The sequence below is a fragment of the Variovorax sp. LG9.2 genome (genome assembly GCF_035018885.1).
Classification (GTDB): Bacteria; Pseudomonadota; Gammaproteobacteria; order Burkholderiales; family Burkholderiaceae_C; genus Variovorax.
Genome location: NZ_JASJXB010000002.1, coordinates 217,849 through 241,054 on the forward strand (window position 1 = coordinate 217,849; position 23,206 = coordinate 241,054).

The window sequence follows — 23,206 nt, forward strand, 5'->3', positions numbered from 1 at the left end:
GGCGCTCGACGATCGCGCTGCGCTTCAGCCGAAGCGCAGCGCGATCACTCCGCACACCACGACCACGGTGCCGATGGCGCGCTGCCAGCCGAAGGGCTCGCGCAGCAATAGCGTCCCTATGACGGCTGCGAACAGCACCGAGGTTTCGCGCAGCGCGGCGACCAGCGCCACCGGCGCACGCGTCATGGCCCACAGCGCGATCGCATAGCTGCCGAGCGACGCCAGCGTGCCGACAGAAGCAAGCTTCCAGCGGCCCGCCATGTAGCGCAGTGCTGCACCGCGTTGCGCGGCGGGCCGCTGCCACATGACCAGCAGCAGGTACGGAATGCCATCGAACAGGAACAGCGCTGCGACGTAGGCCAGCGCATTGCCGGACGCGCGCACGCCGATGCCGTCGACCACCGTGTAGAGCGCGATGATGGCGGCGTTGCAGAGCGCAAAGGTCAGCGCCTTACGTCGCTGCGACTCGTCGCCGACGTGCAGCGCCGACCTTGACAACCCGAGCGTGAGCACGCCGGCGCAAACGACAGCGACACCGAGCCACGCTACCAGCGACAGCCGCTCGCCGATGAAGGTGAAGCTGCCGAGGGCGACCAGCAGAGGCGCGCTGCCACGCATCACGGGATAGGTGAGGCCGAGATCGCCATGCCGGTAAGCACCGGCCAGCGCGATGTAATAGCCGAGATGGATGGCCGTCGACGTGGCGATGTAAGGCCATGACGTCGCGCTCGGCAATCCGAGGTAGAGCAGCACCGGCAAAGCCAGGAAAAAGCCGAGACTGTGGATCAGCGCCGTGTCGAGCTGCTTGTCGCGGCCCGACTTGATGAGCGCGTTCCAACTGGCGTGCAGCAGCGCGCCGAACAGCACGGCGAGCACGATCGGCGCGGTCAGTCCTGCAGCGAGCACCACCGGTGCGACGGTGTTCACTGAACCATGCAGCGGCGGGCGCGCGCGAGGTAGTGCGCCAGCGTTGGCGTGACTAGGTCGGCTGATTTGGCCTGGTCGTCCCACAGTCGCAATTGCACCGCCTCGGGCGCGTTCTCTTGCGCGATGAATTGCGCCGCCTGCTCGGCTGAAAAGACGCCGCCTTGCAACGTGAGGCTGCGCTTGGAGTCGGCCGACAGGCTGGCCCAATAGTCGGGTCGCGTCGCACACAGGTAGCGCTTTGCATCGACGTGCCACTTGATCGCGCACAGCACGCGCTCGCCGAACACGCCGCGAAGAAAGGGAAGGGCGAAGTACTGGTGCACATCGTCGACGCCGCGCAGGCTCGGCGTCTCGCCCTGGTCGTTGAGCAGGTGGCCGAGGTCGTGCAGCAAGGCAGCCGTCACCAGTTCGTCGTCGGCACCGGCCTGTTCTGCGAGGTAGGCGCTTTGAAGTGCATGTTCGAGCTGCGTGACCGGCTCGCCGCTGTATTGCGCGGCGCCGTGGCGAGTAAAGAGCGTGTGGATGTCTTGCAGTGTCAGTGCCATGGGTCAGGCCTCCACGGTGGCGTTCGATTTAACTGCATTGCCAGCGGTCAGGACCGCAGCCTTCAATGCGTCTGCCTGCTTGGCCTCGTAGTTGCGCAGGGTGCGTTCGCGGCTGTTCATCACATGCTGGTACATCGCCTGGCCGGCTGCCTCAGGCTCGCCCGCTGCGATGGTCTTAACGATCAAACGATGCTCCCGCGAGTAGACCGTCATCGATTCGTTGGTGAGGTTCTGGCGTCGGAACAGCGAGAGTTCGTTGACCAGCTTGCGGTACGTCGACGTGAGCTTGGTATTGCCGGCGAGTTCGAGCAAGCGGTCATGGAACTTCAGGTTGAAGCGGTGGTAGTCGTGCGCGTTGTCGGCCTTCACGGCCTGGTCCATGGCGTCGGTCAGCTGGCGCAACTCGCGGACTTCTGCGGTGCTGATCCCTTCCGCAAGTTTGCGTCCCACATGAAGATCCAAGACGGCGCGCAATTCGAAGATCTCCAGCGCTTCTTCGATCGGCACATCGCGCACGAACACGCCGCGGTTTTTTTCGGTACGAACCAATCCAGCTTCCTCGAGCATGCGAAAAGCTTCGCGCACCGGGCCGCGCGATACGCCGAGTTGCTCTGCCAGCGTGGCTTCCGTCAGCTTGGAACCCGACGACAACTCGCCATCCAGAATCATGCGTTCGATCTCGACCTGCACCAGATTCGCGAGCGAATTGCCCTGAAGCTGTGCGATGGCGGGACTGCTGGATATCTTTTTGACCATGATCGATCGTAGGTCAGTCATTCGAGATTGTCTACAATTTACAAAAGACAATAAACTAAGTTTTCGATCGGGTCCCGATTTTGCTTTGCCTTCGTGTCACGAATATGTCGTGTCGGTCCGGCAGAGTCCATCTTCGATTTTCTTTAGATCCAGGAGCCCCTTAAATGAAGTTCGCAAAGTCCCTGATTGTTGGCCTGCTCGGTCTGGCGTGTGCCGCCGGCGCATGGGCGCAGAAAACCCAGCTGACCGTTTACACCGCGCTCGAAACCGACCAGCTGAAGGCCTACCAGGAAGCATTCAACAAGGTCGAGCCCAACATTGAAATCAAGTGGGTGCGCGATTCGACCGGCGTCATCACCGCCAAGCTGCTCGCCGAAAAAGCTAACCCGCAAGCCGACGCCATCTGGGGTGTGGCAGCCACCAGCCTGGCGCTGTTCAAGCGCGACGGCATGCTCGAGCCCTATGCGCCGTTGAACCTCGACGCGATCATGTCGCAGTACCGGGACAAGGCATCGCCACCGGCTTGGTGGGGCATGGACGTGTTCGGTGCAGTGGTCTGCTTCAACACCGTCGAGGCCAAGAAGAAGAACCTGCCGATCCCGACGACCTGGAAAGACCTGACCAACCCAATCTACAAGGGCCAGGTCGTGATGCCCAATCCCGCCTCTTCAGGCACCGGATACCTTGACGTCGTGTCGTGGCTGCAGATGTGGGGCGACGATGGCGGCAAGGGCGGCGGCTGGAAGTTCATGGACGCGCTGCACGAGAACATTGGCCAATACACGCACTCGGGGTCCAAGCCATGCACCATGGCGTCGGCCGGTGAATACGTGGCGGGCATCTCGTTTGAATACCGCGCACACATGAACAAGACCAAGGGTGCACCGATCGACCTGGTGTTCCCGAAGGAAGGCCTCGGTTGGGACCTCGAGGGCTTTGCGATCTACAAGGGCACCAAAAAGCTTGAGGCTTCGAAGAAGCTCGCCGACTGGGCTTCGTCGAAGGACGCGATGATCCTCTACGGCAAGAACTTCGCGATCACAGCGCAGCCGGGCGTGGCGCCCAAGCTGGCAAACATCCCTGCCGACTACGAGTCACGTTTGATCAAGCTCGACTTCGACAAAGCCGCTGCGGGCCGCGCTGCGACGCTGGCCGAATGGTCGAAACGCTACGACGCCAAGAGCGAGCCCAAAGCCAAGTAACCCAAGTAACCCAAGTAACCCAAGTAACCCAAGTAACCCAAGTAAGCGAAGTAAGCCAGCGAAGGTCATCGCAATGGTTGCAGTCAACGACTACCTTCAACTGAAGGGCATCCGCAAAAGCTTCGGCGCGTTCAACGCGTTGGACGGCATCGATCTGTCGATTAGACAGGGCGAGTTCGTCTGTTTCCTCGGGCCGTCGGGCTGCGGAAAGACCACGTTGCTGCGCATCATCGCGGGGCTCGAGACGCAAACGGCTGGCACCATCCTGCAGGCCGGCCGTGACATTTCTGTGCTGCCGCCAGCCGGGCGCGACTACGGAATCATGTTCCAGTCGTATGCGCTCTTTCCCAACCTGACGGTAGCTCAGAACGTCGGCTACGGGCTGGTCAACCGCAAGCAGAGCAGGTCGCAGATCGCGCAGCGGGTCGAAGAGCTGCTCAAGCTGGTCGGCTTGCCGGGCAGCGGCGGAAAGTACCCGGCACAGATGTCGGGAGGGCAGCAGCAGCGCATCGCGCTGGCACGTGCGCTCGCGACGTCGCCAGGGCTGCTGCTACTCGACGAGCCGCTCTCTGCGCTCGACGCCATCGTGCGGGTGCATCTGCGCAACGAAATCCGGTCGCTGCAACGCGAGTTGGGCGTGACGACCGTGATGGTTACGCACGACCAGGAAGAAGCGCTGTCGGTGGCCGACCGCATCGTGGTGATGAACCACGGTGTGATCGAGCAGGTCGGCACACCGCTGGAGGTGTACCGCGAACCGGCATCTCCGTTCGTTGCTGATTTCGTCGGCAAGGTGAATCGGCTGACCGCAGTAGCGGAGGGCGATCACTGGTTTCGCTGTGGCGACATGCGCCTGAAGACGGCGGCCGGTCATGGCGCGGACTTCAGGCCCGGCCGCGACGTCGCGCTCTACCTTCGTCCGGAAGACCGGGTGGTCGGCAACGTGCTCGACGACGATCCGATGCGATGCGAGGGCACTGTGCGGCACATTGAATTCCTGGGTGGCAATTGCCTGGCCGAAGTCGACGTGCTCGGCATCCCCGGGCAGCCGTTGCTTCTGCAGTATTCGCTCAACCAGATGGACGAGTTCGGCGTGCGCGAAGGTGCCAGCGTGCGCTTTTCGCTGCGGGCCGATCGGCTGCGGGTGTTTCCTCTTTCCCCCATGCATTCCGTGGCTCCCGTGTCTGCCATGGCAGCTGCTGCCTGACGCGACCGCGATAGCGCGAGAACTCGATGTCAGCATTCCCCGCACTGTCAGCCGCGTCGATCGTACTGGTCGCGCCCCCGCTGAAGCAACGTGTCTATTGGGTCGATCGAATGTCGCATTTGGCGCTGCTGTTCACAGTCGCCTTGCTCACCATCGGACTTGTGGCGCCGCTGCTGTTTATTCTTTCTAAGGCGCTGGAGACACCCGATGGCGCTGCGTCGGGCGTGAGCGCGTTCGGCAGCTACATCGCGTCGCCTGCGCTGATGCAGAGCCTCTGGCACAGCACCTGGGTGTCGGTGCTGGTGATGATCATCGTGGTGCCGCTGGCATTCACCTTCGCCTATGCGCTCACGCGAAGCTGCATGCCGTTGAAGCCGCTCTTTCGCACCACCACGCTGCTGCCGCTGCTGGCGCCGTCGCTGCTGTCGGCCATCTCGCTGATCTACTGGTTCGGCAATCAAGGTGTTGCCAAGGACTTCTGGCTCGCGCTCGGGTTCACTGGCATCTACGGACCGTCGGGCATCGTGCTGGCGGAGTGCTTCTCCGTGTTCCCGCACGTGTTGATGATCCTGGTCACCGCGCTCACGCTGGCCGATGCGCGGCTGTACGAAGCGGCCGATGCGCTGGGCACGAGCACGGTGCGGAAGTTCTTTACCATCACGCTGCCGGGTGCCAAGTACGGGCTGATCTCCTCGGGGTTGGTGAGCTTCACCCTGGTGATGACAGACTTCGGCATCCCGAAGGTGGTCGGCGGTAATTTCAACGTGTTGGCGACCGACGTCTTCAAGCTTGTCATCGGTCAGCAGGACTTTCGGCGTGGCGCGGTCGTCGCGCTGTTCTTGCTGACGCCGGCTGTGCTCACTTTCGCCATCGATTACTTCGTGCAGCGAAAGCAAGTGTCGGTCTTGTCGGCGCGCGCGGTGGCGATGGTGCCGCGGCCATCGCGCCGCTTCGACCTGGCGATGACGCTTTACTGCAGCGTGATCGTCGCGCTCATGCTGGCCATGTTCTTCATGGCGGTGTTCGCATCGTTCGCGACGCTCTGGCCGTACAACCTGACACCCAGCTTCTCGCACTACGTGTCAGGTTTGGTCGATGCCGAACTGGGCGACGCAATGCTCAACAGCCTCAAGCTGGCGGCATGCACGGCGGTGATCGGCACCATCGTCGTCTTTATCGGCGCCTACCTGCTGGAGAAGACGCGCGGGCTCGACTGGGCGCGGCCGGTGATCCGGTTGATGGCAATGCTGCCGATGGCGGTACCGGGCCTGGTGCTCGGCTTGGGCTACATCTTCTTCTTCAACGCACCTGCCAATCCGTTGAACTTCATGTACCAGTCGCTGGGCATTCTGGTGCTCTGCACGATCATTCATTTCTACACGACGGGCCATCTGACGATGGTCACCGCGTTGAAGTCGATCGACCCGGAATTCGAGTCGGTCTCGGCTTCGCTCAAGGTGCCGTTCTACAAGACCTTCTGGCGTGTCACGCTGCCGATCTGCCTGCCGACCTTGCTGGATGTGTCGCGCTACTTTTTCATCAACGCGATGACGACGATCTCGGCCGTGGTGTTTCTGTACTCACCCGACACCAAGGTGGCGGCCGTCGCGATATTGAACCTCGACGAAGCCGGCGACACCGGCCCGGCCGCCGCGATGGCGGTGCTCATCGCCGCGACCTCGCTGGTCGTCACCTTGCTGTACATGGCGCTCGGCAAGTGGATCGACCACCGCACGCAAGCCTGGCGGGCGCCGAACCGTTGATACGGTCCACTGCGATGTCCACTCCCATGCAAACTCTGGCCCTGTTCGATCTCGATAACACCTTGCTGACCGGCGACAGCGAGGTACTGTGGGCCGACTTTTTGGTGAGCCGCGGCCTGCTCGGCGACTGCTTCGCGCAGCGCAACGCGGACATGGACCGGCGTTATCACGCAGGCGAAGCAGCGCCGGGCGAGTTCTGTGAATTTTTCGCTTCCACCTTCGAGGGCCGCAGTCCGGCCGAGTGGTCGCCGACGCGCGCTGCGTTCATGAACGAAGTGATTAGTCCGCGCATTCCGGACGCGGCACGCGAACTCGTCCAGCAACATCGCGATCGTGGCGATCTGCTGGTGCTGACCAGCGCGACGAGTCGCTTTCTTGTCGAACTGACTGCGGGCGAACTTGGCTTCGAGCATGTGATCGCGACCGAGCTCGAAGTGCTTGCCAATGGCCGTTTTGCTGGCCGCACGCGCGATGTGCTCAATATGCGCGAGGGCAAGGTCATGCGCTTGCGCAACTGGCTGGCAGCGCGTGACGACACGACCGATGGCCTCGACGCGCAACTCGCGCGTGCTTTTTTCTACAGCGATTCGATCAACGACCTGCCGCTGTTGCTGGTGGTCGGCCAGCCTGTCGTGGTCGATCCCGATGCTCGCCTCGCGGTCGAAGCGCAGCAGCGGCACTGGCCGGTGCTTCGGTTGGCGCGTGGGCTTCCTTCTTCTTCATCATGACCTCTTCCGAAACGAAATTCGATCTCATCGTGGTGGGTGCCGGCATCGTCGGCCTGGCTCACGCGTACACGGCGGCCAAGCGCGGGTTGAAAGTCTGTGTGCTCGAACGCGACGCCGCGTGCGTCGGTGCATCGATCCGCAACTTCGGCTTCATCACAGTCACCGGCCAGGGCGAAGGCGACACCTGGCGCCGTGCCCGCCGCGCGCGGGAAGTGTGGGGCGAGGTCGCCCCGCAAGCGGGCATCGCCGTTTTGCATCACGGCCTGTACCTGAGCGCTTTTCGCCCCCAGGCGTTGAAGGTGCTCGGGGAGTTCATGGCCACACCAATGGGAGACGGTTGCGAGCTGCTCGACATCAGCGAGGCCATGCGGCGCGCGCCGGTCATGCAACTCGAGGGCGCCCAAGCGGTGCTCTACAGCCCTCACGAGATGCGGGTCGAATCGCGCACCGCTATCGGTCTGCTTGCCAAGTGGCTGGCCGCATCGTTGGGCGTGGTGTTTCGCTTCGGCGAAGCGGTACTCGAAGTCGCCACACCGCGAGTGCGCACCTCGCTCGCCGCCCTGCATGCGGAGCGCGTGGTCGTCTGCACCAACACCGACTTGCACGGCCTCTTCGCGGAACGACTGGCGCAGCACAAGCTCACGCTGTGCCAGTTGCACATGCTGCGCGTTCAGCCCGAGCCCGGCTTCCGTTTGCCCGGCTCTGTGATGTCCGATCTGAGCCTGGTGCGCTATCACGGCTACAGCAAGCTGCCGGCCGCGGCACTGCTGCTCGAACAGATGCGCCGCGAAGAGGGCGAGTCGCTCGACAACGGCATTCACCTGATCGTGGTGCAGAGCGCCGACGGCTCGCTGGTCGTCGGCGATTCGCATCACTACGGCGCCGCGCCGGAACCCTTTGCCGATCAGCGCGTGGACGATCTCATCCTCGGTCACATGCACAAGGCCTTGAAGTTGCAGCAGGCCAAGGTGACCGAGCGCTGGGTTGGCACCTATCCTTCATCCGCCACAACCGACTGTCTGATCGACCAACCCGACGACGCTACGCGGCTGGTGCTGGTCACCAGCGGCACCGGTGCCAGCACCGCTTTCGGCATTGCCGAGGATGTCTTCGCCGGTTGGTAGATTTCTCGAGACAAACTTCCATGACCACTTCTTCCGCCGCATTGCCTCGCCACCTCAGCGCCGTCGTTTTTGACTGGGCCGGCACCATCCTCGACTTCGGTTCCTGCGCGCCAATGGGCGCCTTCGTGCGTCTGTTCGAAAAGTTCGGCATCGTGATCACCGTCGACGAAGCGCGCGGGCCGATGGGCGTGGCCAAGTGGGACCACATCAAGGCGCTCGGTACATTGCCGCGCGTCGCCGCGCAGTGGCAAAAGCGTTTCAGCCGGCCGCTCACCGATGCCGACGTCGACCACCTGTATGAAGTCTTCACGCCGATGAATGCGGCCGTCGTGGCCGACTTCGCAGACTTCATTCCGGGCGCGGTCGAGATGGTTAACACGCTGCGCGCGCGCGGGCTCAAGATCGGTTCGACCACCGGATACAACCGGCCGATCATGGAAGTCGTGACGCCCATCGCTGCCGCTGGCGGCTACGTGCCGGACAACCTGGTTTGCGCCGGGGATCTGGCAGCCGGGCGGCCCTCGCCGTTGATGATGTACCGCACCTTTGCCGACATCGGCGTGTGGCCACCGTCGAGCGTGGTCAAGGTCGACGACACGGGTGTCGGGATCGAAGAGGGCATCCATGCCGGCACCTGGACAGTGGGGCTGGCTGTGAGCGGCAACGCGGTCGGCCTGTCGCTGGCTGAATGGCAGGCACTCGACGCTGCCAGCCAGGATGCGCTCAGGCAGATCGCCACCGCCAAGCTGAAGGCATCAGGCGCCCACTACGTGATCGACAGCGTGGCCGATTTGCTGCCGGTGATCGACGGTATCGAAGCGAAGCTCAGGCAAGGCATCGCGCCCTGATCGAGCGGCGCCGATTTCAGGTCGGGCCTTCTTCCCGCACCCGCAAAAATCGTGCGAAGCGCGGCAGTCCGCTGGCGTTTGCACCGTTGAAACGGTAGGTCACCCAGGCGCCCACCGCCGGCGGGTTGTCGCGCTGCGCATCGGTGAAGCCGCCGCCGAGCTTGAAGCGTCGCCCTTCGGGTGTCTCGACCAGCAAGGCGCCGAGTCGACCGGTGTGTCGGCCCTTTCCCGGTAGTTGCTCGACCACGCGCGCCTCGGCATCGTCATAGGGTTTGAACTTGAGCAAGTCGCCATTGCGCTCGCCGCGATAGAGCGACGCGCCGCGATGCAGCATCAGCCCCTCGCCGCCCAGCTTGACGGTCTTGTCGAGCAGGGCCTGCAAGTCGGCATGCGTGGTCGTGTGCTCTTGAGCCACCGGCATCACCCAGGGCGCGCTGGTGATTGGCAGCAGCTTTTTCAGCGCGGCCAGCCGGAGGTCGAAAGTGCCGGGTTGGGCTGGCAAGTCGAACACCATGAAGCGCATCTCGCGCCAGGCAGCGTCGTTGGGCGTCTGGCTGCGCACGGTCGAGAGCGCACGCTCGAACTGGCCATGTCCGGCCCACAACTCACCATCGAGCGGCGTGCGAGGCAGTGGCGCAGTGAACCAGATGGGCGCTGTCACGCGCTCTCCGCCGCGCGTCCACAACTGCTTGCCATCCCAGTAGCCTCGAACGCCGTCGTACTTCTCGCTGACCCAGAAGCCGTCGAGCGACATGCCGCGGCGGTACACCTCGGCCAGCATCAGCGGTGGTGCCGGCTCGCGCGCGTAGGCTGCAGGAGCCAGCGATGTGACACTGGTGGCCGTGGTGATCGCAGCAGCGAAAGCCGCGTATAGAAAAATGCGCCGTTTCATATGGCCCTCCCAGGCACTCTCTCCGCGACGGGACCGGTCAGGATGCCGGTTCGTCGATTCCGCCGACGACCTGGCTGAAGCCACCGTCGACATAGGTGATTTCGGCCGTCACGCCGCTTGCCAGATCGCTCAACAAGAACGCAGCGACGTTGCCGACGTCTTCGATGGTCACGTTGCGACGCAATGGCGAAACCTCGGCGACGGCCGACAGGATCTTGCCGAAGCCCTTGATGCCGCTGGCCGCCAGCGTCTTGATTGGTCCGGCACTGATGCCGTTGACGCGCATGCCCTTCGGGCCGAGCGACCCGGCGAGATAACGCACCGAGGCTTCGAGCGACGCCTTGGCAAGACCCATCGTGTTGTAGTTGGGCAGCGCGCGAATCGCGCCGAGGTAGGTCAGTGTCAGCAGCGCCGACTTGTCGTTGAGATAGGGCAGTGCCGCCTTGGCCATGCCCGGAAAACTGTAGGCGCTGATGTCGTGTGCGATGCGGAAGCCTTCGCGCGTGATGCCTTCCAGGAAGTCGCCCGAGATCGCTTCGCGCGGCGCGAAGCCTATGCTGTGCACGAAGCCGTCGAACTTGGGCCAGCTTTGAGAAAGGTCGGCGAACAGTTTGTCGATTTGCGCGTCGTCACTCACGTCGCAATCGAAGATCAGCGTGGAGCCGAACTCTTTCGCGAAGTCGGCGGTACGGTCCTTGAAGCGCTCGCCGACGTAGCTGAATGCCAGTTCTGCGCCTTGCTGGTGGCACGCTCTGGCGATGCCGTAGGCGATGGAGCGGTTGCTCAGCACGCCTGTGATCAACAGTTTCTTGCCCGAAAGAAAGCCCATAAATTTGCCTCACATAAATCTTGTGCAGAATTCTCGCATGCGATGTTGGTTGCTTTGTCTGTGGATGCTCGTGGCAGCCCCCTCGTGGGCAGCCCATGCCTACGCACAATTCGGCGATATCAAATACCCCGAAGGCTTCACGCATTTCGGTTACGTCAACCCCGACGCACCCAAAGGCGGGGAATTGCGCATGGTGCCGCCGATCGCGGTCACCAATTTCGACAAGTTCAACCCGTTCACGCTCAAGGGCACCGCGCCGGCAGGACTGGGGTTGTTGGTGTTCGAGAGCTTGCTCATTGGCAATTCAGAAGAAGCCACGACCGCATACGGCCTGCTCGCCGAAGATGTCACGGTGGCGCCCGACATGCTGTCCGCTACTTTCAAACTGCGGCCGACGGCGCGCTTCAACGATGGTTCGCCAGTGCTGGCCGCCGACGTGGTCCATTCGTTCGAAACGCTGACCGGCAAGCTGGCCGCTCCCCAGTTTCGAACGATCTACGCGGAGGTGAAGCGTGCGGTGGCTGTCGACGAGCGCACCGTGCGATTCGAGTTTGCCAACCCCAATCGCGAATTGCCGCTGGTGGTAGGTGGCATGGCGGTGTTCAGCCGTGCATGGGGTGGCGGCAAGCCGTTCGATCAGATCACCAGCGATGTGCCGATTGCGTCCGGCCCGTACAAGCCAGCCAGCGCGCGGCTGGGACGCGATATCACCTACCTGCGTGACCCGAACTACTGGGGTGCGCAGTTGCCCGTGCGCAAGGGGCAGTTCAACTTCGACCGACTGACATTCAAGCTCTACCTCGACGAGACGGCGCGCTTCGAAGGCCTCAAAGCCGGTGAGTTCGACTTCATGCGCGAGTTCATTTCGCGCAATTGGGCGCGGCAATACAGCGGCAAGCAGTTCGATTCGGGCGAGGTCAAAAAGCAGGTCTTCGAGAACCGCAACCCTGGCGACTTTCAGGGGTACGTGTTCAACCTGCGCAACCCGAAGTTTCAGGACGTGCGCGTGCGACAAGCGATTGGCTTGGCGATGGACTTCGAATGGCTCAACCGGCAGCTTTTCTACGGCCTCTACAAACGCGTGGACGGCTATTTCCCAAACAGCGAATTTCATGCGTCGGGGTCGCCGACGTCGGACGAGCTGGCATTGCTCGAACCCTTGCGCAAGGAGCTGCGGCCCGTTGTGTTCGGGCCCGCTGTCGTGTCGCCGACGACCCTGCCGCCGGCGAGCTTGCGCGACAACTTGCGGCAGGCGCAACAGCTGCTGGCACAAGCTGGCTGGACATATCGCGACGGCGCGCTGCGCAATGCGAAGAACGAGGTCTTCGACATCGAGCTGCTCAACAACCAGGCATCGTTGATTCGGCTCATCACGCCGCTGCAAACGTCGCTGAGCAAGCTGGGCATCGACCTGCGGGTGCGCACTGTCGATGGCTCGCTGTACCAGCAGCGCATGGACAACTTCGAGTTCGAGATGACCACGGTGCGACTGCCTGGCAGCAATGCGCCGGGCGGCGAGATGTTCGAGCTGTTCGGTTCCAAGGCGGCGGCCACGACCGGCTCATCGAACATCTGGGGCATCGCCGATCCGGCGGTCGATGCGCTGCTGCAGAAGGTGGTGCAGGCCACGACACGCCCCGAGCTAACCGCCGCGATGCGCTCGCTCGACCGCGTGTTGTCGCATGGTTACTACTCCATCCCGCAGTGGTACAGCGATGCGTTCCTGGTCGGCTATCGGCCGGCTGGCTTTGTGCTGCCGCCGACCCTGCCGCCGTTTTATCAGCCAGATTCGTGGGCTATGGCGACCTGGTGGGCGTCGCCTTCCAACAAGTAGATCAACGCCAATGGCCGGCTATATCCTCAAACGCTTGTTGCTGATGGTGCCGACGCTGCTCGGCGTACTCATCCTGACGTTCGTGGTGACCCAGTTCGTGCCCGGCGGGCCGGTAGAGCAAATGGTCTCGCAGCTGCAAGGCCGCGACTCGGGCGGTGAGCGTGCAGCGTCGAGCGGTGCAGGTTACCGCGGGCGGCAGGGACTCGATGCCAAGCGCATCGAAGAAATCAAGCAGCTTTATGGCTTCGACAAGCCGCCGATCGAGCGCTTCTGGGGCATGCTGAAATCTTTCGCGCGTTTCGATCTCGGGCAGAGCTTCTATCAACGCAAGGACGTCTGGCAACTGGTGAAAGAAAAGCTGCCGGTGTCGATCAGCCTCGGGTTGTGGACCTTCTTCATCAGCTACCTCATCGCGGTGCCGCTGGGCGTCGCCAAAGCGGTACGCGCCGGTTCTCGCTTCGACTTCGTGACCACGCTGGTCGTGCTTGTCGGCTATGCGATTCCCGGCTTCGTGCTCGGGGTGGCGCTGCTGGTGATCTTCGGCGGGCAGTTGCAGTGGTTTCCGCTGCGCGGGCTCACCTCGTCTAACTGGGACAGCATGACCTGGGGCGCACGCATCGTCGACTATCTGTGGCACATCACCTTGCCCATCACCGCGATGGTGCTCGGCAGTTTTGCGGTGACCGCCATGCTCACCAAGAACTCGTTCCTCGAAGAGATCCGTAAGCAATACGTGCTGACCGCGCGCGCCAAAGGTCTGTCGGAGCGGCAAGTGCTGTGGAAGCATGTGTTTCGCAATGCGCTGATCCCGATCATCACGGGCTTTCCGGCGGCTTTCATCGGTGCGTTCTTTACCGGATCGTTGCTCATCGAAACGCTGTTCTCTCTGGACGGGCTGGGTTTGCTGAGCTATGAGAGCGTGATCCGTCGTGATTACCCGGTGGTCCTCGGCACGCTTTACCTCTTCACCCTGATCGGCCTGGTGACCAAACTCATCAGCGATCTTTGCTACGTGTGGGTCGACCCGAGAGTGAAGTTTGACTGAGCCCATGAACACGATCGTGGCGCCTGCGCGCTCAGCCCCGTCGCTGTCACCGGCGCGGCGCGCGTGGCGGCGTTTTCGACGCAACCCGCTCGGGTTTTGGAGTCTCGTGCTTTTCAGCATCCTCGTCGTACTGAGCCTGTTCGCCGAATTGCTGTCGACCGACAAGCCGCTGGTGGTTCGATACGAAGGCCAAACGTACTTTCCGGTGATGCGCGACTATGCCGAAAAGACCTTCGGCGGCGACTTCGAAACGCCTGCCGACTACCTCGACCCCTTCATCCGCGAGCGCATCACGCGAGGACCGAACTGGGCGCTCTATGCGCCCAACCCGTACGGGCCAAAGACGCTTAATTATTTCGCGAAGTTTCCCAATCCTTCGGCGCCGTCGCGTGACAACCTTTTCGGCACCGACGACCGTGGGCGCGACCTGCTGGCGCAACTGATCTACGGTTTCAGGGTGAGCGTGTTGTTCGCGTTGGCGCTCACGTTCATCGGCACTTTGCTGGGCGTGATCACCGGCGCCATCCAGGGCTTCTTCGGCGGCAAGACCGACCTTGCGTTTCAACGCTTCATCGAAATCTGGGGCTCGATGCCGGAGCTCTACCTGCTCATCATCTTCAGTGCGATCTTCGCGCCCAGCATCGCATTGCTTTTGATTCTGCTGAGCCTGTTCGGCTGGATGGGCTTGTCCGATTACGTCCGTGCCGAGTTCCTGCGAAATCGCCAGATGGACTACGTGCGCGCCGCACGCGCACTGGGGGTCGGCAACATGCAGATCATGTGGCGCCACATCCTGCCCAACAGCATGACGCCGGTGGTCACGTTCTTGCCGTTTCGCATGAGTGCCGCGATCCTGGCGTTGACCTCGCTGGATTTTCTGGGGCTCGGTGTACCGCCAGGCACGCCATCGCTGGGCGAATTGCTGAGCCAGGGCAAGGCCAACATCGACGCCTGGTGGATCTCGCTGTCGACCTTTGCCGTGCTGGTCGTCACGCTCATGCTGCTCACTTTCATGGGCGATGCGCTGCGCGACGCGCTCGACCCGCGCAAGGCCGAAAAATGAAGTTCGAACCGCTGCTCGAGGTGAAGAATCTGCGGGTCGCATTCGGCGACAAGGAAGTCGTGCACGGTGTCGACTTCAGCATCGGTGCGGGCGAAAAGCTTGCGCTCGTCGGGGAGTCGGGTTCGGGCAAAACGGTGACTGCGTTGTCGCTGTTGCGACTCGTGCAAAACGCCACGGTGAGTGGCGTCGCCAGGCTTCAGGGTGGCGACAAAGATTCAGGTTTTCGCGATCTGCTGTCGCTCCCTGAGCAGCGACTGCGCGGCATCCGCGGCAAGGAGATCGCGATGATTTTCCAGGAGCCGATGACAGCGCTCAACGCGCTCTACAGCGTCGGCGACCAGATCGCGGAGGTGCTCGAACTGCACGAAGGCCTGTCGGCGCGTGCTGCCCAGGCTGCAGCGGTCCAGCTACTGGCCGACACCGGCATCGCCGAGCCGGCACGGCGGGCGCAGGCACTACCACATCAGTTGTCGGGCGGGCAGCGCCAGCGCGCCATGATCGCCATGGCCCTGGCCTGCAAGCCGCGGGTGCTGCTGGCCGACGAGCCGACTACTGCGCTCGATGTCACGGTGCGGGCGCAGATTCTCGAACTGCTGGCCGACCTGCAGCGCCGCTACGGCATGGCGGTGCTGTTGATCACGCACGACCTGAATCTGGTCCGCAAGTTCGCCGATCGCGTGGCCGTGATGGAAAACGGCGACATCGTGGAGCAGGGCGATGTTGCGGCGGTGTTCGACGCGCCGCGCCATGCCTACACGCGCAAGCTGATCGACAGTCATCCGGTGCGCAACGTGAGCCCGGTGCCGAGCAAGAACGATGCGGCGCCTGTGCTTCAGGCCGAAGCGCTGCGAGTGGTCTACCCGGTGCCGCGCCCCGGCATCGCCGGATGGTTCAGCAAGGGATCGTTCGTAGCCGTCGAAGGCGCGGATTTCCGCATCGTGCCGGGCGAAACGCTGGGTGTGGTCGGCGAGTCGGGCTCGGGCAAGTCGACGTTGGCGCTGGCCGCGCTGGGCTTGCTGCCGCACGGTGGCACGCTTGCAGTGACGGGGCAACGCTGGGCCGCCGGCAAGGGCGCTGATCGGGCACTGCGCCGCGTCATGCAGGTCGTCTTTCAAGATCCGTTCTCGTCGCTCTCACCGCGGATGACAGTCGAGCAGATCGTCGGTGAGGGGCTGCTTGTGCACGAGCCGGCGCTCGGCTCGTCCGCGCGGCGGGATCGCGTGCTGACGGCGCTGGCCGATGTCGGCTTGACGGAGGTTCAATTCCACGCGCTGCTCGACCGTTATCCGCATGAATTTTCGGGTGGCCAGCGGCAGCGACTGGCCATTGCGCGTGCCCTGATCGTCGACCCGCAGTTGCTGGTGCTCGACGAACCTACAAGTGCGCTCGACGTCACGGTGCAAAAACAGGTGCTCGGTCTCCTGCAAAAGCTGCAGCGCGAGCGCGGGCTGAGTTACCTGCTCATCACGCACGACGTCGAAGTGATTCGGGCCATGGCGCATCAGGTGATCGTCATGAAGGACGGTGCCATCCTGGAGCGCGGCAGTGTCGATGAAGTGCTCGACTCACCACACCATCCCTACACGCAAACACTGGTCCGGGCTGCATTGGCCACCTGAAATGAAGAATGACAAGTTTTGAATCGGATCGACGCGGAGCCTGGCGTGCGGCGCTGGCTTGCATGGTCACGCTCGCGGTAGCCATGGGCCTGGGGCGCTTCGCTTTCACACCGATGCTGCCGATCATGTTGCATGAGGGCAAGCTCGACCTGCAGGCGGGCGGTTTGCTGGCGTCGCTCAACTACCTGGGTTACTTCGTTGGTGCGGTAACCTGCGCGTCGCTCCGGGTCAAGGCCACAACGATGGTGCGCAGCGGCCTGATTGCGACCGCGGCGTTGCTGATCGGAATGGGATTGCTGCACGGCTTCAGCATCTGGGGCGTGCTGCGGACGGCCGCTGGCGTGATGAGTGCTTGGGTGTTTGTCTTTGCGTCCGGCTGGGGCGCACGCCGGCTCGCAGAAACCAATTCGCCGATGCTGGGCGGCGTGATCTTTACCGGGCCAGGCGTTGGCATCGCGACGACCGGCCTGCTTGGCGGCGTGGTGGGGCGGTGGGGCTCCGATGCGGCGTGGATCGGTTTCGGCATCGTGGCGCTGGCGCTGATCGCGGTGATCTGGCGCGTGTTCGACGATGGCGCGAAGGCAGTGCCAGCGTCGGTGGGCATGTTAGCGACGCCTCGTTCTGCTGCAGCGACTCAGGCGGCGCGCGGGGACGCCGGCTGGTTGATCGCTCTGTACGGTATCGCCGGCTTTGGGTACATCATCACAGCGACGTTTTTGCCTGTCATCGCGCGGCAGGCGTTGCCTGGGTCTCCCTGGCCAGACCTTTTCTGGCCCTTGTTCGGGCTGGCGGTGATCGTCGGCGCGCTGATCGGCGCCCGAGCGCCAACGCATTGGGACAACCGGCTGCTCATGGCCATTGCCTATGCGCTGCAGGCGGCAGGTGTCGTGCTGTCGGTGGTTTGGCCCACCATCGTCGGCTTCGCGCTTGGCAGCTTGCTGCTCGGCTTGCCGTTTACGGTCATCACGCTGTTTGCCGTGCGCGAGGCGCGGCGGCTCCGCGGCAATTCAGCGGCAGGGCTGATCGGCTATGCGACGGCGTCTTATGGCGTCGGCCAAATTCTGGGGCCGCTTTTTGCTGCGCCGCTGGCGCAGCGCACCGGTTCGTTCGGGGTGCCCTTGCTGGTCGCGGCGGCAGCCTTGGCGCTCGGCAGCGTCATGTTTGCGTGGGTATGGTCGAAATCGCGTGCCTCAAGCCGCGTGGCAGCCGTCTAAGGCCTGGGAAAGCCTTTATTTGTCACCTGAATGGCATATAATTCGAGGCTCACGACCAAACGGGCGGGTACCAACCGCCCGTTTTTTTTGGTCTGTGCATTTCCGGCATTCCGGCTTTCCAGATAGGGCACCTTCGAACACGTGGCATTGCAGCAGACAGTGGAACAAACCGTGGTCGCGACCGTTAAGGGGTTGGGCTACGACCTCGTCGAGATCGAAAGATCGGCCGGGGGGTTGCTGCGCGTGACGATTGATTTGCCATGGAAGGCCCCCAACTCGGAAGCTGTGGCTGCCGGCTTGCCCGATGCTGCCGTCACGGTGGAAGATTGCGAGAAGGTCACGCGGCAATTGCAGTTCGCGTTGGAAGTGGACGGTGCTGAATACAAGCGGCTCGAGGTTTCCTCGCCGGGTATTGACCGGCCGCTGCGCAATGAGCAGGATTTCGAGCGTTTCGCAGGCGAGGTGATCGACCTCACGCTGAAGGCCCCCATGGGAGCGGCCGCGGCGGGCCAGGTGTCGCCCACCCGCAAGAAGTTTCGCGGCACGCTGGAGCGTGTCGAAGGTGCGGCTGGCGCCGACGGAAGCGATTCCGTCAGAGGCTGGCAGATCGTCTGGAGCGAAGAGCCGAAGACCAAGCCTGGACAAAAAGTGAGCAAGAAGCGTGAGCCGGCCCCGTTGCAGGCGCTCGGCTTCAGGTTGGACGAGCTGCGTGACGCGCGGCTCGCGCCGATTGTGGATTTCAAGGGTCGCAAGACGAAAACCGCCAAAGCCGCCACAGGCAATGGACAGGATTGATCGAGGAGCAGTGGCATGAATCGCGAAATGTTGATGTTGGTGGATGCGATCTCGCGCGAGAAGAACGTCGAACGTGACGTCGTCTTCGGCGCGGTCGAGTCTGCGCTGGCCCAGGCCACCAAGAAGCTCCACCAGGGCGACGTGGACATCCGCGTGGTCGTGGACCGCGACAGCGGTGACTACGAGACTTTCCGCCGTTGGCATGTCGTTCCGGATGAAGCCGGCCTGCAGCTGCCCGACCAGGAAATCCTCCTGTTCGAAGCCAAGGAAGAGATGCCCGACATCGAGGTCGACGAGTACATCGAAGAAACGGTGGACTCGGTACCCATCGGCCGCATTGGCGCGATGGCGGCCAAACAGGTCATCCTGCAAAAGATCCGCGACGCCGAGCGGGAGATGCTGCTCAACGATTTCATGTCGCGCGGCGATAAGATTTTCGTCGGCACCGTCAAGCGCCTGGACAAGGGCGACATCATCGTCGAGGCTGGTCGCGTCGAAGGGCGCCTGCGCCGCAGCGAAATGATCGCCAAGGAAAACCTGCGCAATGGCGACCGCGTCCGCGCCATGATCATGGAAGTCGACCTGACGCTGCGCGGCGCGCCGATCATCCTGTCGCGCTCGGCGCCGGAATTCATGATCGAGCTGTTCCGCCAGGAAGTGCCAGAAATCGAACAGGGCCTGCTCGAAATAAAGAGCTGCGCTCGCGATCCGGGCTCGCGTGCCAAGATCGCCGTGTTGTCGCACGACAAGCGTGTCGACCCGATCGGCACCTGCGTCGGCGTGCGCGGTACGCGTGTCAATGCCGTTACCAACGAGCTGGCCGGCGAGCGCGTCGACATCGTGCTGTGGTCCGAAGATCCAGCGCAGTTCGTCATCGGTGCTTTGGCTCCCGCCAATGTGTCGTCGATCGTCGTCGATGAAGAAAAGCACGCCATGGACGTGGTGGTCGACGAGGAAAACCTCGCCATCGCCATCGGCCGCGGTGGGCAGAACGTGCGCCTTGCGTCCGACCTGACCGGCTGGAAGATCAACATCATGGACGCCAACGAGTCTGCGCAAAAGCAGGCCGTCGAAACCGATGCCAGCCGCAAGCTCTTTATGGAAAAGCTCGATGTCGACGAGGAAATGGCCGATATCCTGATCTCCGAGGGCTTCAACAGCCTCGAAGAAGTGGCTTACGTGCCGATCTCAGAACTGCTTGAAATCGAGAGCTTCGACGAAGACACGATCAATGAGCTGCGCACGCGTGCAAAAGATGCGCTGCTCACAATGGAAATCGCCAAGGAAGAGGGCGTCGAGACCGTCTCGCAAAATCTGCGCGACCTCGAAGGCCTGGACCCTGAGTTGATTCCAAAACTGGCCGAGGCGGGTGTACACACCCGTGACGACCTGGCCGACCTTGCGGTCGATGAACTTACCGAGATCACCGGCCACAGCGCCGCTGACGCCACGACCCTCATCTTGAAAGCCCGCGAACATTGGTTCGCTGGCCAAGAGTGACGGTCATGAAGGCACGAAACCAATATGTCCAGTACCACTGTCGCCGAGTTCGCGAACGAGCTCAAGAAGACTCCCGAAACCTTGCTTGACCAGCTCAAGAGCGCAGGCGTGCCCAAAGCCGCGCCTACCGATGCGCTCACGGAGGCCGACAAGCAGCGCTTGCTCGGTTTCCTGAAGGCCAGCCACGGCACGGCCGAGCCCGAGCGCAAGAAAATCACGCTCACCAAGAAGTCGACCAGCGAGATCAAGCAGGCCGACGCGATGGGGCGTGCCCGCACGATCCAGGTCGAAGTGCGCAAGAAGCGCACATTCATCCAGCGCGATGAAGGGCCGACCGCGGCGCCCGAGCCGGTGCATGAGGCTGAGGCGCCTGCTGCCCCTGGCATAGACGAAGCTGAATTGGCGCGGCGCGAAGAAGAAGCTCGCCGTCAGGCCGAACTGATTCGCCGCCAGGAAGAAGAACTGGTCGAAAAGCGCCGCATTCGCGAAGAAAGCGAAGCGCGAGAGCGCGAGCACGCCGAGCGTGCTGAAAAAGCCGAACAGGAAGCACGCGCCGCCGAAAAGAAGGCGGCTGCTGTGCCGGCCGTCGCGACCGAAGGCGCGTCCAGCAAGGCTGCGATAACCGAAGAAGCGACCAGTGCTGCTGCCACCAAGGCGGCAGCCGACGCCACCGTGGCGCAAGCCAAGGAAGACGCCAAAGCCAAGGCCGCGGCCGATTCGAAGGCCCGTGCCGACGAAGAATCTGCACGTGCCAAGGATCTGGACGAACGCCGCCGCAAGGCACTCGCCGAAGCCGAAGCCATCCGCGCGATGATGAATGCGCCCGCTCGCGTGCTTGTGCCGCACAAGGTGCCCGAAAAGCCTGCGCCAGAAGTCAAGCCGGCCGTTAAGGGCACTTTGCACAAGCCCGCCACGCCCGCGGCACGTCCCGGCGCACCTGCAGCGCCTGGCACGACCGCGCCCGGCGCCAGCAAGGACGTCAAGTCCGCCAAGCTCTCGTCGAGCTGGGCTGGCGATCCGGCCAAGAAGAAGGAAATCAAGACCCGCGGCGATGCCAGCGGTGGCGTCGGTCGCGGCAATTGGCGCGGAGGCCCGCGCGGCCGTCGTGGCAGCAACGATCGTGGCGGCCACGAAGATCAGCAGCAAGCCGCTCCGGTCGAAGCGCGCGTGCTCGACGTGCACGTGCCGGAAACCATCACCGTGGCCGAGCTTGCGCACAAGATGGCCGTCAAGGCCCAGGAAGTCATCAAGCAGTTGATGAAGGCCGGGATCATGGCGACCATGAACCAGTCACTCGACCAGGACACCGCGATGGTGATCGTGGAAGACATGGGTCACAACGCGATGGTGGCGGCACTGGACGATCCGGAAGCCTTCACCGACGACGACGCGGCCGCACAGACCGCAGAGTCGTTGCCACGTGCACCCGTGGTTACGGTCATGGGTCACGTCGACCACGGCAAGACTTCGTTGCTCGACTACATCCGCCGTGCCAAGGTCGCAGCGGGCGAAGCCGGCGGCATCACGCAGCACATCGGTGCCTACCATGTGCAAACCGATCGTGGAATGGTGTCGTTCCTTGACACCCCGGGTCACGAGGCGTTCACCGCCATGCGAGCCCGTGGTGCACAGGCCACCGACATCGTCATCCTCGTGGTGGCGGCCGACGACGGTGTGATGCCGCAGACCAAGGAAGCCATCAAGCATGCGAAAGCTGCCGGTGTGCCGATCGTGGTCGCGATCAACAAGATCGACAAGTCCGATGCCAACCTGGACCGCGTCAAGCAGGAGCTGGTGGCCGAAGAAGTCGTGCCCGAAGAGTACGGCGGCGAAGTGCCTTTCATCTCTGTCTCGGCCAAGACCGGCCAGGGCGTTGACGAACTGCTCGAGCAAGTGCTGCTGCAGGCTGAAGTGCTCGAACTCCGTGCGCCGGTCGATGCCGCTGCCAAGGGTCTGGTCATTGAAGCGCGCCTCGACAAGGGCCGTGGTCCCGTCGCGACCGTGTTGGTCCAGTCCGGTACGCTGAAGACTGGCGATGTGGTGCTCGCCGGCTCGACCTATGGCCGCGTGCGCGCCATGGTGGACGAAGACGGCAAGACGATCAAGACCGCGGGTCCATCGATTCCGGTCGAGATTCAGGGCCTGACCGAGGTGCCGCAAGCCGGCGACGAGTTCATGGTGATGGCCGACGAGCGCCGTGCGCGCGAAATCGCCACCTACCGTGCCGGCAAGTTCCGGAACACTAAGCTGGCGCGTTTGCAGGCATCGAACCTGCAGAGCATGTTCACGGACCTGTCTGCAGGCGAGGTGCAGACGCTGCGCCTGATCATCAAGGCCGACGTTCAGGGTTCGCAGGAAGCATTGGCGCAATCGTTGCTCAAGCTGGCGACCGAAGAAGTCAAGGTGCAGATCGTGTACGCCGGTGTCGGCGGCATCAGTGAGAACGACATCAACCTGGCCATCGCGTCGAAGGCGGTCGTCATCGGCTTCAATGTGCGGGCCGACTCTGGTGCGCGCAAGCTGGCCGAGAACAACGGCGTGCAGCTGAACTACTACAGCATCATTTACGACGCTGTGGACGAGATCAAGGTTGCGATGTCCGGGATGCTGGCGCCCGAACGCCGCGAAGAGATCATCGGCTCGGCCGAGATCCGCACGGTGTTCGTCGCTTCCAAGATCGGTACGGTCGCAGGTTGTATGGTCACTTCGGGTTCGGTCAACCGCAGTGCACATTTCCGTTTGCTGCGCGAGAACGTGGTCGTCTATACCGGCGAGGTCGACTCGATCAAACGTATGAAAGACGACGTGCGCGAGGTCAAGGAAGGCTTCGAATGCGGTATCAAGCTCAAGAACTACAACGACATCAAAGAGGGCGATCAGCTCGAGTTCTTTGAGATCAAGGAAATTGCCCGGACGCTGTAAAGCGCCCAAGCGAACCTGGCCATGCCCAAGAGAAAAGCCGCAGCCCCCAACCGCTCGTTCAAGGTTGCTGATCAGATCCAGCGCGATCTGACGGAACTGATCGCGCGCGAGTTGAAGGACCCGCGCGTAGGCATGGTCACGATCCAGGGGGTCGAAGTCACGCCCGACTACGCGCACGCCAAGATTTTCTTCAGCGTGCTCACGGGCGACATTGTCGAGACCACCGAAGCGTTGAATCAGGCAGCCGGATTTCTCCGCAACGGCCTGTTCAAACGCCTCCATATCCATACCGTGCCGACGCTGCACTTCCTGTTCGACCGAACCACCGAGCGTGCGGCCGACATGAATGCGTTGATCGCTCAGGCCGTCGCCTCCCGCTCGAAGGACGAGTAG

The 23,206-nt window shown here is 62.8% G+C and carries 20 protein-coding genes; 15 read left to right on the forward strand and 5 right to left on the reverse strand.

Annotated elements, in window-relative coordinates; translation table 11 throughout:
- Positions 1-24 precede the first annotated feature (24 nt).
- Genes QN413_RS03125 through QN413_RS03135 form a run of 3 tightly spaced genes read right to left on the reverse strand, consistent with a single transcriptional unit; the run spans position 25 to position 2,249 of the window.
- Positions 25-927, reverse strand: a complete 903-nt coding sequence (locus tag QN413_RS03125) for a DMT family transporter (protein ID WP_323495185.1) — start codon at positions 925-927, stop codon at positions 25-27.
- Positions 924-1,472 carry a phosphonate degradation HD-domain oxygenase gene (locus QN413_RS03130; protein ID WP_323495186.1) on the reverse strand — a complete coding sequence of 183 codons (549 nt, stop codon included), beginning with the start codon at positions 1,470-1,472 and terminating at the stop codon, positions 924-926. Before QN413_RS03130 ends, QN413_RS03125 begins: the two co-directional genes overlap by 4 nt.
- A gap of 3 nt (positions 1,473-1,475) precedes the next feature.
- A complete protein-coding gene (locus QN413_RS03135) occupies positions 1,476-2,249 on the reverse strand; it encodes a phosphonate utilization associated transcriptional regulator (protein WP_323495187.1) in 774 nt (257 codons plus the stop codon).
- Between the two features lie 143 nt (positions 2,250-2,392).
- On the opposite strand from QN413_RS03135, the gene QN413_RS03140 reads away from it, so the two are divergent.
- The 6 genes from QN413_RS03140 to phnX all read left to right on the forward strand — a co-directional run bounded on the left by QN413_RS03140 (position 2,393) and on the right by phnX (position 9,100).
- On the forward strand, positions 2,393-3,430 hold the full coding sequence (locus tag QN413_RS03140) for a putative 2-aminoethylphosphonate ABC transporter substrate-binding protein (protein WP_187052096.1): 1,038 nt from the start codon (positions 2,393-2,395) through the stop codon (positions 3,428-3,430).
- Positions 3,431-3,503: 73 nt separating this feature from the next.
- Entirely contained in the window at positions 3,504-4,637 is a 1,134-nt protein-coding gene (locus tag QN413_RS03145; protein WP_323495188.1) for a putative 2-aminoethylphosphonate ABC transporter ATP-binding protein, read from the forward strand.
- Positions 4,638-4,663: 26 nt separating this feature from the next.
- The gene (locus QN413_RS03150) at positions 4,664-6,400 is read left to right on the forward strand and encodes a putative 2-aminoethylphosphonate ABC transporter permease subunit (RefSeq protein WP_323495189.1); all 1,737 of its coding nucleotides are present in this window, start codon (positions 4,664-4,666) and stop codon (positions 6,398-6,400) included.
- A gap of 26 nt (positions 6,401-6,426) precedes the next feature.
- On the forward strand, positions 6,427-7,128 hold the full coding sequence (locus QN413_RS03155; protein WP_323495190.1) for an HAD family hydrolase: 702 nt from the start codon (positions 6,427-6,429) through the stop codon (positions 7,126-7,128).
- Positions 7,125-8,252, forward strand: a complete 1,128-nt coding sequence (locus tag QN413_RS03160) for a TIGR03364 family FAD-dependent oxidoreductase (protein WP_323495191.1) — start codon at positions 7,125-7,127, stop codon at positions 8,250-8,252. Before QN413_RS03155 ends, QN413_RS03160 begins: the two co-directional genes overlap by 4 nt.
- Positions 8,253-8,272: 20 nt before the next feature.
- Positions 8,273-9,100, forward strand: coding sequence for a phosphonoacetaldehyde hydrolase (phnX, locus tag QN413_RS03165; RefSeq protein WP_323495192.1), 828 nt, complete (start codon positions 8,273-8,275; stop codon positions 9,098-9,100).
- Positions 9,101-9,116: 16 nt separating this feature from the next.
- On the opposite strand, the gene QN413_RS03170 is transcribed toward phnX, so the two are convergent.
- A complete protein-coding gene (locus tag QN413_RS03170) occupies positions 9,117-9,992 on the reverse strand; it encodes a DNA ligase (protein ID WP_323495193.1) in 876 nt (291 codons plus the stop codon).
- 37 nt (positions 9,993-10,029) lie between these two features.
- Positions 10,030-10,821: an enoyl-ACP reductase FabI gene (gene fabI, locus QN413_RS03175; protein WP_323495194.1), complete on the reverse strand. Its 792-nt coding sequence runs from the start codon at positions 10,819-10,821 to the stop codon at positions 10,030-10,032.
- 37 nt (positions 10,822-10,858) lie between these two features.
- Here fabI and QN413_RS03180 point away from each other — a divergent pair, with 37 nt between their 5' ends.
- The 9 genes from QN413_RS03180 to rbfA all read left to right on the forward strand — a co-directional run bounded on the left by QN413_RS03180 (position 10,859) and on the right by rbfA (position 23,206).
- Positions 10,859-12,655, forward strand: coding sequence for an extracellular solute-binding protein (locus QN413_RS03180; RefSeq protein WP_323495195.1), 1,797 nt, complete (start codon positions 10,859-10,861; stop codon positions 12,653-12,655).
- 10 nt (positions 12,656-12,665) lie between these two features.
- On the forward strand, positions 12,666-13,700 hold the full coding sequence (locus tag QN413_RS03185; RefSeq protein WP_323495196.1) for a microcin C ABC transporter permease YejB: 1,035 nt from the start codon (positions 12,666-12,668) through the stop codon (positions 13,698-13,700).
- 4 nt (positions 13,701-13,704) lie between these two features.
- On the forward strand, positions 13,705-14,763 hold the full coding sequence (locus tag QN413_RS03190; protein WP_323495197.1) for an ABC transporter permease: 1,059 nt from the start codon (positions 13,705-13,707) through the stop codon (positions 14,761-14,763).
- Positions 14,760-16,382 carry a dipeptide ABC transporter ATP-binding protein gene (locus tag QN413_RS03195; protein ID WP_323495198.1) on the forward strand — a complete coding sequence of 541 codons (1,623 nt, stop codon included), beginning with the start codon at positions 14,760-14,762 and terminating at the stop codon, positions 16,380-16,382. The genes QN413_RS03190 and QN413_RS03195 overlap by 4 nt, the downstream gene beginning before the upstream one ends.
- Positions 16,383-16,390: 8 nt before the next feature.
- On the forward strand, positions 16,391-17,596 hold the full coding sequence (locus tag QN413_RS03200) for a YbfB/YjiJ family MFS transporter (RefSeq protein WP_323495199.1): 1,206 nt from the start codon (positions 16,391-16,393) through the stop codon (positions 17,594-17,596).
- A 141-nt stretch (positions 17,597-17,737) separates the two neighbouring features.
- Positions 17,738-18,391: a ribosome maturation factor RimP gene (gene rimP, locus QN413_RS03205; RefSeq protein WP_323495200.1), complete on the forward strand. Its 654-nt coding sequence runs from the start codon at positions 17,738-17,740 to the stop codon at positions 18,389-18,391.
- Positions 18,392-18,406: 15 nt separating this feature from the next.
- Positions 18,407-19,891 (forward strand): transcription termination factor NusA, encoded by a 1,485-nt coding sequence (gene nusA / locus QN413_RS03210; RefSeq protein ID WP_187052082.1) that lies wholly within the window; start codon positions 18,407-18,409, stop codon positions 19,889-19,891.
- Positions 19,892-19,915: 24 nt separating this feature from the next.
- Positions 19,916-22,813, forward strand: coding sequence for a translation initiation factor IF-2 (infB, locus tag QN413_RS03215; protein ID WP_323495201.1), 2,898 nt, complete (start codon positions 19,916-19,918; stop codon positions 22,811-22,813).
- Positions 22,814-22,834: 21 nt separating this feature from the next.
- A complete protein-coding gene (gene rbfA, locus QN413_RS03220) occupies positions 22,835-23,206 on the forward strand; it encodes a 30S ribosome-binding factor RbfA (protein WP_187052080.1) in 372 nt (123 codons plus the stop codon).